This window comes from Nitratidesulfovibrio oxamicus (assembly GCF_015731765.1).
GTDB classification, from domain to species: Bacteria; Desulfobacterota; Desulfovibrionia; order Desulfovibrionales; family Desulfovibrionaceae; genus Cupidesulfovibrio; species Cupidesulfovibrio oxamicus.
This window is the reverse complement of the sequence record NZ_VRYY01000518.1, coordinates 1-12,884: the sequence shown is the minus strand read 5'-3', so window position 1 is coordinate 12,884 and position 12,884 is coordinate 1. Positions and strand designations below refer to the sequence as shown.

General features: G+C 65.1%; 11 protein-coding genes. All 11 read left to right on the top strand.

What is annotated here, in order from left to right; translation table 11 throughout:
- Positions 1 to 16: 16 nt before the first annotated feature.
- Entirely contained in the window at positions 17 to 550 is a 534-nt protein-coding gene (gene tsaE / locus FVW20_RS14840) for a tRNA (adenosine(37)-N6)-threonylcarbamoyltransferase complex ATPase subunit type 1 TsaE (protein ID WP_372435009.1), read from the top strand.
- A gap of 71 nt (positions 551 to 621) precedes the next feature.
- On the top strand, positions 622 to 1,851 hold the full coding sequence (locus FVW20_RS14835; RefSeq protein WP_196610214.1) for an aspartate kinase: 1,230 nt from the start codon (positions 622 to 624) through the stop codon (positions 1,849 to 1,851).
- Positions 1,852 to 1,860: 9 nt separating this feature from the next.
- The gene (gene cimA / locus FVW20_RS14830) at positions 1,861 to 3,483 is read left to right on the top strand and encodes a citramalate synthase (RefSeq protein WP_196610213.1); all 1,623 of its coding nucleotides are present in this window, start codon (positions 1,861 to 1,863) and stop codon (positions 3,481 to 3,483) included.
- A 551-nt stretch (positions 3,484 to 4,034) separates the two neighbouring features.
- Positions 4,035 to 4,988, top strand: coding sequence for a NiFeSe hydrogenase small subunit (gene hysB, locus FVW20_RS14825; protein WP_196610212.1), 954 nt, complete (start codon positions 4,035 to 4,037; stop codon positions 4,986 to 4,988).
- A gap of 29 nt (positions 4,989 to 5,017) precedes the next feature.
- Positions 5,018 to 6,550, top strand: coding sequence for a NiFeSe hydrogenase large subunit HysA (gene hysA / locus FVW20_RS14820; protein ID WP_196610211.1), 1,533 nt, complete (start codon positions 5,018 to 5,020; stop codon positions 6,548 to 6,550).
- Between the two features lie 325 nt (positions 6,551 to 6,875).
- A complete protein-coding gene (gene hysD / locus FVW20_RS14815; RefSeq protein ID WP_196610210.1) occupies positions 6,876 to 7,355 on the top strand; it encodes a NiFeSe hydrogenase maturation protease in 480 nt (159 codons plus the stop codon).
- A 640-nt stretch (positions 7,356 to 7,995) separates the two neighbouring features.
- Positions 7,996 to 8,949 (top strand): hydrogenase small subunit, encoded by a 954-nt coding sequence (locus FVW20_RS14810; RefSeq protein ID WP_196610209.1) that lies wholly within the window; start codon positions 7,996 to 7,998, stop codon positions 8,947 to 8,949.
- Positions 8,950 to 9,006: 57 nt separating this feature from the next.
- On the top strand, positions 9,007 to 10,710 hold the full coding sequence (locus tag FVW20_RS14805) for a nickel-dependent hydrogenase large subunit (RefSeq protein ID WP_167127298.1): 1,704 nt from the start codon (positions 9,007 to 9,009) through the stop codon (positions 10,708 to 10,710).
- 335 nt (positions 10,711 to 11,045) lie between these two features.
- Positions 11,046 to 11,552 carry a HyaD/HybD family hydrogenase maturation endopeptidase gene (locus tag FVW20_RS14800; protein ID WP_196610208.1) on the top strand — a complete coding sequence of 169 codons (507 nt, stop codon included), beginning with the start codon at positions 11,046 to 11,048 and terminating at the stop codon, positions 11,550 to 11,552.
- Positions 11,553 to 11,613: 61 nt separating this feature from the next.
- On the top strand, positions 11,614 to 11,865 hold the full coding sequence (locus tag FVW20_RS14795) for a HypC/HybG/HupF family hydrogenase formation chaperone (protein ID WP_196610207.1): 252 nt from the start codon (positions 11,614 to 11,616) through the stop codon (positions 11,863 to 11,865).
- 143 nt (positions 11,866 to 12,008) lie between these two features.
- Entirely contained in the window at positions 12,009 to 12,656 is a 648-nt protein-coding gene (locus tag FVW20_RS14790) for a GDSL-type esterase/lipase family protein (protein ID WP_196610206.1), read from the top strand.
- Positions 12,657 to 12,884 lie beyond the last annotated feature (228 nt).

The window sequence follows — 12,884 nt, the reverse complement described above, 5'->3', positions numbered from 1 at the left end:
GAACGGTGCGCGCACCCTGCTGCTGTCCGGCGGGCTTGGCGCGGGCAAGACCACCCTCGTGCGCGGCCTGGTGGAGGCGCTGCCCGGCGGCGACGACGCCGAGGTCAGCAGCCCCAGCTTCAATATTTGCAACATGTACCCCACCCGGCCGGAAACGGCCCATTACGACCTCTACCGACTGGAGCAGGCGCGCGGCGCCGCCCTAGCGGTGGCGGACGACGCCTTGCTGGACCTTCTGGAAACGGAGGGCCCCCGGCGGGCGCTGGTCATCGTCGAATGGGCCGAACGCCTTCCGGTCGACGTGCTGCCCCCCGACAGGCTGGAGCTTACCTGGCTTCCGGCCACGCACGGCAGGCTCATCACGGCCTTTGCCCGGGGAGAGGCGGCACGCCGCGTACTGGCTGCGACGGCGCGCGAGGTCGCGGACCTCGTGGTGCCGGAAACGGCGCCCCGCACGGCGGCGGACACGGCCATGCAGGCCCCCTCCGCCGATGACGACCGTGACCCACGGGACACGCGGGACACGCGGGACGCCCAAGAGAACACGTAGCGATGCAGCCGGGCCACGGCCCGGCGCACAACACCAACAACGCTCGACACAACGCACGATAAGGAAGCGGTATGCGTATTCTGGTGCAGAAGTTCGGCGGCACGTCCGTCGCCAACCTCGAGTGCATGAAGCAGGTGCGCGAGAAGGTGCGGCGGGCGCTGCGCGACGGCTACAAGCCGGTGGTGGTGCTTTCCGCCCGCTCGGGCGAGACCAACCGCCTGCTGACCCTGGCCGACGAATGGTCCACGGACCCCGACCCGGCAGAGGTGGACGCCCTCATCGCCACCGGCGAACAGGTTTCGGTGGCGCTTTTCTCCATGCTGCTCAAGGATTCGGGCATCAAGGCCCGCTCCATGACCGGGTTCCAGGTGCCCATCACCACCAGCGACGCCTTCGGGCGGGCGCGGATCACGGACATCGACGCATCCTGCCTGCGCAAGGAACTGGAAACCCACGATGTCATCGTGGTGGCCGGGTTCCAGGGTGTGACGTCCGAAGGGCGCATCACCACGCTGGGGCGCGGCGGTTCCGACACCAGCGCCGTGGCGCTGGCCGCGGCGCTCGGTTCCGTGGAATGCGAAATCTACACCGACGTGGACGGCGTCTACACCACCGACCCCAACCTGTGCTCCACCGCCCGCAAGCTGGACCGCGTCTCGTACGACGAGATGCTGGAAATGGCCAGCATGGGCGCCAAGGTGCTGCAAATCCGGTCCGTGGAGTTCGCCAAGAAGTACAAGGTGCCCGTCCATGTGCGTTCTACATTCACCGACACCCCGGGTACCATGGTCACCCAGGAGGATTGCGAGATGGAAGCCGTACTCGTTTCCGGCATAGCCTACGACAAGGATCAGGCGCGGGTTACCCTGCGCAGCGTGCCCGACAAGCCGGGCGTTTCCGCCGCCATCTTCGGCCCGCTGTCGCAGCAGGGCATTCTTGTTGATATGATCGTCCAGAACCCCAGCCGCGACGGCGTGACGGACATGACCTTCACCGTGCCCCGCAAGGATCTGAAGAAGACACTGGCGCTGATGGAGGAAATCCGGGCCAGGACCGGCGCCCAGGAAGTGCTGCACGACACCCAGGTGGCCAAGGTTTCGGCCATCGGCGTGGGCATGCGCAACCATTCCGGCGTGGCGGCCAAGGCCTTTGCGGCGCTGCACGCCGAAAACATCAACATCCTGATGATCAGCACCTCCGAAATCAAGATTACCTGCCTCATCGAGGAAAAGTACACCGAACTCGCCGTGCGTACCCTGCACGACGCCTTCGGCCTGAATCACGATCTCGGCAACGCGTAGGGCACGGTCATGACCCGGCGCATACAACTGTACGACACCACCCTGCGTGATGGTTCGCAATCCGAGGACATCAACCTCACTGCGGCGGACAAGCTGAAGATCGCCCTCAAACTGGACGAGATCGGCATCGACCGCATCGAGGGCGGATGGCCGGGATCGAACCCGGTGGACGTGGCGTTCTTCAAGGAAATAGCGAATTACCACCTGAAGCATGCGGTGATCAGCGCCTTTGGCAGCACGCATCACCCCAACTTCACGGCGGACAGCGACCCCAACCTGCGCGCCATCGCGGAATCCGGGGCGCGGGTGGCCTCCATCTTCGGCAAGTCGTGCGAGGTGCACGCGGCAGAGGCCCTGCGCCTGGACGCCGCGCGCAATCTGGAGATCATCGGCGACTCGGTGGCCTTCCTGAAGGGAAAGCTGGCCGAGGTGTACTTTGACGCGGAGCACTTCTTCGACGGGTACAAGCACAACGCCGCTTATGCGCAGAGCGCGTTGCGCCGCGCCCACGAGGCGGGAGCCGACGTGCTGGTGCTGTGCGACACCAACGGCGGCACCCTGCCGCACGAAGTGGCGCGCATCGTGGCCGAAGTGCGCGAGGCCCTGCCCGGCGCCGCCGTGGGCATCCACGCCCACAACGACTGCGAACTGGCCGTGGCCAACTCCATCGCGGCGGTGCAGGCCGGTGCCGTGCAGATCCAGGGCACCATCAACGGGGTGGGCGAACGCTGCGGCAACGCAAACCTGTGTTCCATCATCCCCACGCTGGAACTGAAATTCGGCGGGGAATACGCCTGCCTGCCCGAAGGGCGGTTGCAGCAGCTCACGGCGGTGGCCGCCTACGTTTCGGAAGTGGCCAACATCCCGCCGTTCAGCCGCCAGCCGTACGTGGGCCGTTCCGCCTTTGCCCACAAGGGCGGGGTGCACGTCAGCGCGGTGAACCGCAAGTCGTCGCTGTACGAACACATCAGCCCCGACGTGGTGGGCAACCGCCAGCGCATCCTGATCACCGAACTGGCCGGGCGCAGCAACATCGTCTCGCTGGCGCGGCGCTTCGGCTTTCATCTGGACAAGGACGAGCCGGTGGTCAAGGGCCTGCTTACCGAACTGAAGAAGAAGGCCAGCCTGGGCTACGACTACGCCGCCGCCGAGGCGTCGGTGGAACTGCTGATCCTGCGCAAGCTGGCCCGGCGCGGCGTGCGCGAGTTCTTCCGGCTGTTGCAGTTCCGGGTGCTGGAAACCAAGCACGACAGCGAAGGCGAGCCGGTTTCCGAAGTATCGGTGATGGTGGACGTGGAAGGGGTGACCGAACACACCGCCGCCACCGGGCGCGGCCCGGTGAACGCGCTGGACAACGCCCTGCGCAAGGCACTGCTGGGCTTCTACCCGCGCCTGAGCGAAATGCGCCTGCTGGACTTCAAGGTGCGCGTGCTGACCGGCGCGGAAACCGGCGGCGGCACGGCATCCACCGTGCGGGTGCTCATCGAGTCGGGAGATTCCGACAGCCGGTGGGTGACCGTAGGCGTGTCGTTCAACATCATAGAAGCAAGCTGGCAGGCCCTTGCCGATTCCGTCACCTACAAGTTGTACAAGGACGAACACGCCCGCAGGGCGGGGTCGGACGGTGAGTAGAGTCGAGCACGCCCGCAGGGCGGGTTCGGACGGAGAATAGAGTCGAACACGCGCGATGCGCGGCGCGGACACGCCCCCCGGTCCACACGGCCCCGGACGCCCGCCCCGCCGCCACCGCAAGCAACACCCCCCACAACGCCCCGGTTGCATGACCGGGGCGTTTTCTCATGCCGCTGTTTCCCGCATCAATGCTTATCGAAGCATTTCATCTTGCTCCTGCACAACTGCGGCCTCTCCTCCTTGCGGCCATTTCTGGCAAATGTTCAATGGCTACAGGTAAAAAAGCTAAGTCTCATTCCGAATTACGCGTAACACCCCCACAAGCACGATAACACTTTTTACCATTTATTCGCACTATCAAGCGTGTTTGACCATTCAATCGTCGCAACATGGCCCCCAAAATCACTTTTTTCTATCAAAACCCACCCCTGCCATCGACATCGCATTGACCCTGGCGACGGGGGGGGGCTATTCGTCATTGAAAGAATACGGGGCTATCGCGGGAAAATAGCCACTACGGTCTATGCAACGCCGCAACCAAGGAGGCAGGGATGAGTCTCAACAGGCGTGATTTCGTCAAATTGTGCACAGGTACGGTTGCAGGGTTCGGAATATCCCAGATGTTCCACCCCGCCGTCTGTGAAGCCATTTCCGGTTCGCTTAACGGCGAACGGCCCCCGGTGCTCTGGCTGCAGGGCCAGGGTTGCACCGGTTGTTCGGTGTCGCTGCTGAACTCGGTGCACCCCACCATCGCCGACGTTCTGCTGAAGGTCATCAGCCTGGAGTTCCACCCCACCGTCATGGCGTGGGAAGGCGAACCCGCCATGGAACACATGATGAAGATTGCGGAACAGTACAAGGGCAAGTACTTCGTGGTGGTCGAAGGGGCTGTGCCCACCGAGGCCGACGGCAAGTACTGCATCATCGGCGAAGCGCACCACAAGGAAATCTCCATGGTTGACGCCATGAAGAGCGTTGCCGCCAACGCCGCCGCCGTGCTGGCCGTGGGCACCTGCGCCGCTTACGGCGGCATTCCCGCCGCGCAGGGCAACGAAACCGGCGCCAAGTCGGTGTCCGCTTTCTTCAAGGAAAACGGCATCGCCACCCCGGTGGTGAACATTCCCGGCTGCCCGCCCCACCCCGACTGGATCGTGGGCACCGTGGTGGTGGCGCTGAACGCCATCAAGGCCAAGGGCCTTGCCGCGGGTCTTGCCGACGTGGTCAAGCTGCTTGACGCCGACGGTCGCCCCACCCCCTTCTATGGCCGCAACGTGCATGAAAACTGTCCCTACCTTGAAGCGTACGACGCCGGGAAGATGTGCGAAACCTTCACCAAGAAGGACGGCTGCCGCTACGACCTCGGCTGCAAGGGCCCCATGTCCATGTGCGACAGCTTCGAGCGCAAGTGGAACGGCGGCGTTAACTGGTGCATCTCCAACGCGGTGTGCATCGGCTGCGTCGAACCCGACTTCCCCGACGGCAAGTCTCCCTTCTACTCGGCCTAGCCCCGGCGCCATACATCAAGGAGGAAACCATGTCCGGCTGTACACCCAAGGCCGCTCCTGCCGGGGCCACCGGCAAGGCGACCATCGCCATCGACCCGGTAAGCAGAATCGAAGGCCACCTGAAAGCCGAAGTCACCGTTGAAAACGGCGTGGTGGTAGACGCCCGCCTGTCCGGCGGCATGTACCGCGGCTTCGAAACCATCCTGCGCGGGCGCGACCCGCGCGACGCCTCGCAGATCGTGCAGCGCATCTGCGGCGTGTGCCCCACGGCGCACTCCACCGCCTCGTGCATGGCGCTGGACAACGCCTTCAAGGTCAAGGTGCCCACCAACGGCCGCCTTACCCGCAACCTGACCTTCGGCGCCAACTACCTGCAATCGCACATCCTGCACTTCTACCACTTGGCCGCCCTTGACTTCGTGCAGGGGCCGGACAGCGCGCCCTTCGTGCCGCGCTTCGCCAAGCCCGACCTGCGCCTGCCCAAGGACATCAACGCCGCTGCGGTGGACCAGTACCTGGAAGCGCTTGAAGTGCGCCGCATCTGCCACGAAATGGTCGCCATGTTCGGCGGGCGCATGCCCCACGTGCAGGGCCAGGTCGTGGGCGGCACCACGGAAATCCCCACCAAGGAAGCCCTTGTCGAATACGCCGCCCGCTTCAAGAAGGTACGCGAATTCGTCGAAAAGAAGTACGTGCCCGTGGCCTACACCGTGGGCGCTGCCTACAAGGACCTGTTCAAGTTCGGCCAGGGCTACAAGAACTGCATCTCGTTCGGCGCCTTCCCCATGAACGACGCCATGTCCGAGCTGCACCTGAAGCGCGGCGTGTACATCGACGGCAAGGACCAGCCGTTCGATCCCAAGCTGATCAAGGAATACGTCAAGTACTCCTGGTTCGACGACGCCACCACCGGCCTGCACTTCTCTGAAGGCAAGACGGTACCCGCGCCCAACAAGGCCGGTGCGTACAGCTTCGTCAAGGCCCCCCGCTACAACGGCAAGGCCGTTGAATCCGGCCCGGTGGCCCGCATGTGGATCACCAACCCCGAGCTGTCGCCCGTGGGCCAGAAGCTGCTGAAGGACCTGTTCAAGCTGAACGCCAAGCGCTTCCGCGACCTTGGCGACGACGCCGCCTTCTCGGTCATGGGCCGCCACGTGGCCCGCGCCGAAGAAACGTACTACATGCTCTCCGCCATCGAACGCTGGCTGAAGGAAGTGAAGGCCGGCGAAGAAACCTTCGCCGCCGCCGAAATTCCCGCCAAGTCCGAGGGCGTGGGCTTTACCGAAGCGCCGCGCGGCTCCCTGGTCCACTACATCAACATCAAGGACCAGAAGATCGACAACTACCAGATCGTGTCCGCCACGCTCTGGAACTGCAACCCGCGCGACGACAGCGGCCAGCTTGGCCCGGTGGAACGCGCGCTGGTCGGCACCCCCGTGCCGGACATCAGCAACCCGGTGAACGTGGCGCGGGTGATCCGCGCCTTCGACCCGTGACTGGGCTGTGCCGTGCACGTGTTGCACGCTGAATCCGGCAAGGTCTCCGTCGTCGAAGTGAAGTAGACGCCGCATTCCGAACCTATGGAGGGGGCCAGACCGGCAAGGCCGGCCTGGTCCCCTCTTGCATTCCCGCCCCGTGCGATCCCCACCGGGACGCTTGCGCGGCGCGCACGCCCGCCATAGGGTGGGCCGTGCAAGGGCATGCGGAGGCAATCGCCGCCGCGCCCCTCAAACCGCATGCGCCAGGGCGACGGCCGGATGGTCGCGACTGCCAGTCTGCTGCGACCGCCAGTCTGCCCAGGCTGCCACATCCGCCTCGCTCCTGAAACCGGGCGGCATCCCGAGCGCCCATCTTTTTCGCTTACGTACAGGAAATCATGGAGCCCACATGCAGAAGCTGCTCGTACTCGGCATTGGCAATACCCTGCTTACTGACGACGGCGTCGGCGTCTTTGCCGTGGAAGAACTGATGAAGGAAACCTGGCCCCGGAACGTCACCCTGATGGACGGCGGCACCTTCACCCAGGACATCTTCTACCTGTTCGAAGGGTACGACCGCCTGCTGGTGCTGGACATCGTCCACGCCAAGGGCGCTCCCGGCACCATCTACCGCCTGTCGGAAGACGACCTGGTCCAGAACGAAAAGCAGCGGCTGTCCATCCACGATGTGGACCTCATCGACTCGCTGAAGATGGCCGAGCTGCGCGGCCCCCGCCCGCGCATGCAGGTCATCGGCATGGAGCCGCACGACTTCCTGAACTGGAACATCGGCCTTTCCGAGCCGGTGCAGGCCGCTTTTCCCCGCTTTGTCGACGTGGCGCGCGAAGAAATCCGCACCATCATCGCGGAAATGGAGCAGGCGGGCTGAGTCCGCAGGGGCAGGCCAACGCCCCGCCTGCAACTCACGGGCAACCCGAGATGACCGCAGAGCCTTGACGTGCAAGGCTTGCAAGGCCGTGACCCTACGGGCGAAACTGTCGCCCATGGCGCAGCCATCCAAGGACGCCCCCCGCTGCCCAATTCCCCCAATTCCCCCAGTTGCCCCGGTTGCCCCGGTTGCCCGGTTTGCGCTTGCTTTTTCGGAGTACACCAAAAGACGTGCTACGTTAAATAAAAACGTAGCACGTCTTTCGTGTTTTACCGCTGCAGCAGCTACGCCATCCATCACCAAAAATTGAATACACAAACAACGCACCATGCCATCTTCCTCGCCTCCGCTGCATGGCCTCGACGCACATTCTGCCACGCCGAGGCAGCCGTTACATGCAATCATTCCCTTCCGCGATGCAGAAATGTGTGCTTCATTTGCATTTTCAATTGGAATAACGTTTCAATGTGTTGTACCTTCTCGGCAAACGTGCGGACAGGTCGCCGCGGGAAACGGATGCACGCAGAAGCAAGCGCTACTGCGTGCACCGGGGGGGCCTTTCGCACCAGTACGACCCTTACCCCGCCGCGCCGCTGGCGGCGGGCAGGCACGGTGATACGCCGTGCCGAAGGAGGCAGGGATGAAAATCTCGATCGGTCTCGGCAAGGAGGGCGTGGAGGAAAGGCTTGCGGAACGCGGCGTGTCTCGACGCGACTTCCTCAAGTTCTGTACGGCCATCGCCGTGACCATGGGCATGGGCCCCGCGTTCGCGCCGGAAGTTGCCCGCGCGCTCATGGGGCCCCGGCGCCCGTCCGTGGTCTACCTGCACAACGCCGAATGCACCGGGTGTTCCGAATCGGTGTTGCGCGCGTTCGAACCCTACATCGACACCCTGATTCTGGACACGCTGTCCCTCGACTACCATGAGACCATCATGGCCGCCGCGGGCGAAGCGGCGGAAGCCGCCCTGGAACAGGCCGTCAACAGCCCGCACGGCTTCATCGCCGTGGTGGAGGGCGGCATTCCCACGGCTGCCAACGGCATCTACGGCAAGGTGGCCAACCACACCATGCTGGACATCTGCAGCCGCATCCTGCCCAAGGCCCAGGCCGTCATCGCGTATGGCACCTGCGCCACCTTCGGCGGCGTGCAGGCGGCAAAGCCCAACCCCACCGGGGCCAAGGGCGTCAACGACGCGCTCAAGCACCTCGGCGTCAAGGCCATCAACATCTCCGGTTGCCCGCCGAACCCGTACAACCTGGTCGGCACCATCGTGTACTACCTGAAGAACAAGGCCGTGCCAGAGCTGGACAGCCTGAACCGGCCCACCATGTTCTTCGGCCAGACGGTGCACGAACAGTGCCCCCGCCTGCCCCACTTCGACGCGGGCGAATTCGCCCCGTCGTTCGAATCGGAAGAAGCCCGCAAGGGCTGGTGCCTCTACGAGCTGGGCTGCAAGGGCCCGGTGACCATGAACAACTGCCCGAAGATCAAGTTCAACCAGACCAACTGGCCCGTGGACGCGGGGCACCCCTGCATCGGGTGCAGCGAACCCGATTTCTGGGACGCCATGACCCCGTTCTACCAGAACTGATCACGCGCACGCGCAAGGTCACCCAACACCCCATAGGCAACAGCCAAGGAGGAAACCATGAGCGGCTGCAGAGCCCAGAATGCTCCGGGCGGCATCCCCGTCACGCCCAAGAGCTCCTATAGCGGTCCCATTGTCGTCGACCCCGTTACCCGCATCGAAGGCCACCTGCGCATAGAAGTGGAAGTGGAGAACGGCAAGGTCAAGAACGCCTACAGCAGTTCCACGCTGTTCCGGGGCCTTGAAATCATCCTGAAGGGCCGCGACCCTCGCGACGCCCAGCACTTCACCCAGCGCACCTGCGGCGTGTGCACCTACACCCACGCGCTGGCCTCCACCCGTTGCGTGGACAACGCCGTGGGCGTGCACATCCCGAAAAACGCCACCTACATCCGCAACCTGGTGCTGGGCGCGCAGTACCTGCACGACCACATCGTGCACTTCTACCACCTGCACGCCCTGGACTTCGTGGACGTGACCGCAGCGTTGAAGGCCGACCCGGCCAAGGCCGCCAAGGTGGCCTCGTCCATCTCGCCCCGCAAGACCACGGCGGCGGACCTGAAGGCGGTGCAGGACAAGCTGAAGACCTTCGTGGAAAGCGGCCAGCTCGGCCCGTTCACCAACGCCTACTTCCTGGGCGGTCACCCCGCCTACTACCTGGACCCGGAAACCAACCTCATCGCCACCGCCCATTACCTGGAAGCCCTGCGCCTTCAGGTGAAGGCCGCGCGCGCCATGGCCGTTTTCGGCGCCAAGAACCCGCACACCCAGTTCACCGTGGTGGGCGGCGTTACCTGCTACGATGCCCTGACCCCCAAGCGCATCGCCGAATTCGAGGCGCTGTGGAAGGAAACCAAGGCGTTCGTGGATGAAGTGTACATCCCCGACCTGCTGGTGGTTGCGGCCGCCTACAAGGACTGGTCGCAGTACGGCGGCACCACCAACTTCATCACCTTCGGCGAATTCCCGAAGGACGAGTACGACCTGAACAGCCGGTACTTCAAGCCGGGCGTGATCTTCAAGCGCGACTTCAAGAACGTGAAGCCGTTCGACAAGATGCAGATCGAAGAACACGTGCGCCACAGCTGGTACGAAGGCGCTGAAGCCCGCCATCCGTGGAAGGGCCAGACCCAGCCCAAGTACACCGACCTGCACGGCGACGACCGCTACTCGTGGATGAAGGCCCCCCGCTACATGGGCGAACCCATGGAAACCGGGCCGCTGGCCCAGGTGCTGGTGGCCTACTCGCAGGGGCATCCCAAGGTGAAGGCCGTGACCGACGCAGTGCTGGCCAAGCTGGGCGTGGGTCCCGAAGCCCTGTTCTCCACCCTGGGCCGCACGGCGGCGCGCGGCATCGAAACCGCGGTCATCGCCGAATACGTGGGCGTGATGCTGCAGGAGTACAAGGACAACATCGCCAAGGGCGACAACGTCATCTGCGCCCCGTGGGAAATGCCCAAGCAGGCGGAAGGCGTCGGCTTCGTCAACGCTCCGCGCGGCGGCCTGTCGCACTGGATCCGCATCGAGGACGGCAAGATCGGCAACTTCCAGTTGGTCGTGCCTTCCACCTGGAGCCTTGGCCCCCGTTGCGGCAAGAACAAGATGGCCCCGGTGGAGGAATCGCTCATCGGCACCCCGGTGGCCGATGCCAAGCGCCCGGTGGAAATCCTGCGTACGGTGCACTCGTTCGACCCGTGCATCGCCTGCGGCGTGCACGTCATCGACGGGCATACCAACGAAGTGCACAAGTTCCGCATCCTGTAACATATCCGGAGTCCCGTCGGCGTCGGCAGGCGGGACTCCGGCATTCGTGACGACCGAGGGGCCCGGGCTTGCGCCGGGCCCCCGGACTATCTGCGGAGTCGGCACGGCGGCGGCCCCGTTGGTGCAACTCCCACCGGACGACGGCCCCGAAAACTGCGCGGCGGCGCGGCATGCCCGCGCCGATTGCAAACCGGACGCGCGCCGTTTTCGTCTTCAACCAACCGGATCAGCGCCCCACGCAGGCCGCCTGCGCAACCTCGCAAACCGGCGCACCGCCGTCATGTCGAGGTTCCGGCCTTGCGCCGGGCCTTTTCCAACCCTATAGTACACCCCACATGAGCAATCGCCCCAACATCCTCGTCCTTGGCGTGGGCAACATCCTGTACACCGACGAAGGCATCGGCGTGCGCGCCGTCGAGGCGCTGCAAAAGGCGCATGCCTTCAGCGACAACGTTTCCGTCATGGACGGCGGCACGCTGGGCATGCGGCTCATGGACGCCATCATGGAATGCGACCACCTGATCGTGGTGGACGCCGTGCTCGCGGGGGACGAACCCGGCGCCATCTACCGCCTGACCGGCGAAGACCTGCGCAAGAGCCTGGGCTTCAACGACTCCATGCACCAGACCGACCTCGTGGATACCCTGATCTTCTGCGAACTGGTGGGCAAACGGCCAGAGGCGGTGATCGTCGGCATGGAGCCGCACGATTACCAGTCGCTGGGCACCGAGCTTTCCCCCGTGGCGGGCCAGCGCCTGCCCTTGTTGTGCGACGCCGTTGTCGCCGAGGTACGCCGCGCGGGCGGCGACTGCACCCCGGCCAGCGACGGACACCCCGCCTGAACAATCAGGCTGTACAACCCGCCTGAACAGTCAGGCTGGCCAACCCGACGGAGCAGACCCGATGTGCCTCGCCATTCCCGCCGAGATCGTGGAAATCAATGATGCCGGCATGGCCAAGTGTCGTGTGGGCAAGAGCGAAACCTACCTCAACGTCTCGGCCATGCTGCTGCCCGAACGCCCCGCCATCGGCGAATACGTCATCGTGCACGCCGGGTTTGCCCTGCGCGTGCTGGACAGGGCAGAGGCAGAGGAAACCCTGCGTCTGCTGCGCGAAATGTCCGAGGCCGTGGAAGGCCAGCCTGCCGGTTTCTGATCCGCGTGCCGGGCGACGCAGCACGTAGCCCGGACCAACCACACCAGATCACGGGGAAGAACGCCGCACCGGCGCACGTTCTTCCCCCTTCCTGTTTTCCCACCAGTCCCCATCCCGCAAAGACGCGCCCCCCGGAGCCAAACATGCCCCAGCCCCTTACCCTGCTGGCCCTCGGCGACAGCCTGACCGAAGGCTACGGCCTTGAGCCCGACGCCGCCTTTCCCGCCGCGCTGGAACGGCTGCTGCGGGAGGGCGGCGCGGCGTCACCCGCTCATGGCGCCACGGTGATCAACATGGGCCTTTCGGGCGACACCACGGCGGGCGGCCTGCGCCGCCTGCGTGCATGGCTGGCGCGCAACCCCGGTTTCAGCAACGGCGACGACGACTGCGCCGACAATGGCGGAAGCGCGTCCCCGCGCTGCTTCGCCATCGTCGAACTGGGGGCCAACGACGGCTTCATGGGGCTGGACCCGGAGGACATGGAAGAAAACCTGGCCGCCATCCTCACCCTGCTGGCCGGACGGCGCGTGTCCGCGCTGCTGGCCGGGTTCAGGGCCGACTTCGCCGACGATGCGGACTATGCCGAAGCATACGACGCCGTGTTCCCGCGCCTGGCCGCGCGGTTCGGCGTGCCCCTGTGGCCCTACGTTCTGGACGGCATCTGGGGCGTGCCGGAACTGACCCTGTGGGACGGCCTGCACCCCAATGCCGCCGGGGTGGAGCACATGGCCCGCGCGGCCCTGCCGTACGTGCTGGACATGATTGGCAACGCGGCATCCGGCGGCGGGTAGCAGGCGGGGCCCAACCCGTCGCGTCCGGCACCCTGCCCCCATCACAGCGGCCACCTCGTGCATCCTTTCCGCGCACACCGCCCCCACCGCCCGCCGTCCCTGTACCCGTGCGGGCCGCGCGCGGCTTGACTTCCGCACCTTCTTGAACCAATTACATCGTTTTGCATCACCCGGCGGTGCGCGCCACGCGCGCCGTCACCCCCGCCGGGCGCGGCCATGCGCCGCCGG

Excerpts from the sequence above, each read along its gene's own strand:
- cimA (WP_196610213.1), top strand. The coding sequence starts at position 1,861 with ATGACCCGGCGCATACAACTGTACGACACCACCCTGCGTGATGGTTCG.
- FVW20_RS14800 (WP_196610208.1), top strand. The coding sequence starts at position 11,046 with ATGAGCAATCGCCCCAACATCCTCGTCCTTGGCGTGGGCAACATCCTG.
- FVW20_RS14790 (WP_196610206.1), top strand. The coding sequence starts at position 12,009 with ATGCCCCAGCCCCTTACCCTGCTGGCCCTCGGCGACAGCCTGACCGAA.
- FVW20_RS14805 (WP_167127298.1), top strand. The coding sequence starts at position 9,007 with ATGAGCGGCTGCAGAGCCCAGAATGCTCCGGGCGGCATCCCCGTCACG.
- FVW20_RS14795 (WP_196610207.1), top strand. The coding sequence starts at position 11,614 with ATGTGCCTCGCCATTCCCGCCGAGATCGTGGAAATCAATGATGCCGGC.
- FVW20_RS14835 (WP_196610214.1), top strand. The coding sequence starts at position 622 with ATGCGTATTCTGGTGCAGAAGTTCGGCGGCACGTCCGTCGCCAACCTC.
- hysD (WP_196610210.1), top strand. The coding sequence starts at position 6,876 with ATGCAGAAGCTGCTCGTACTCGGCATTGGCAATACCCTGCTTACTGAC.
- FVW20_RS14810 (WP_196610209.1), top strand. The coding sequence starts at position 7,996 with ATGAAAATCTCGATCGGTCTCGGCAAGGAGGGCGTGGAGGAAAGGCTT.
- hysB (WP_196610212.1), top strand. The coding sequence starts at position 4,035 with ATGAGTCTCAACAGGCGTGATTTCGTCAAATTGTGCACAGGTACGGTT.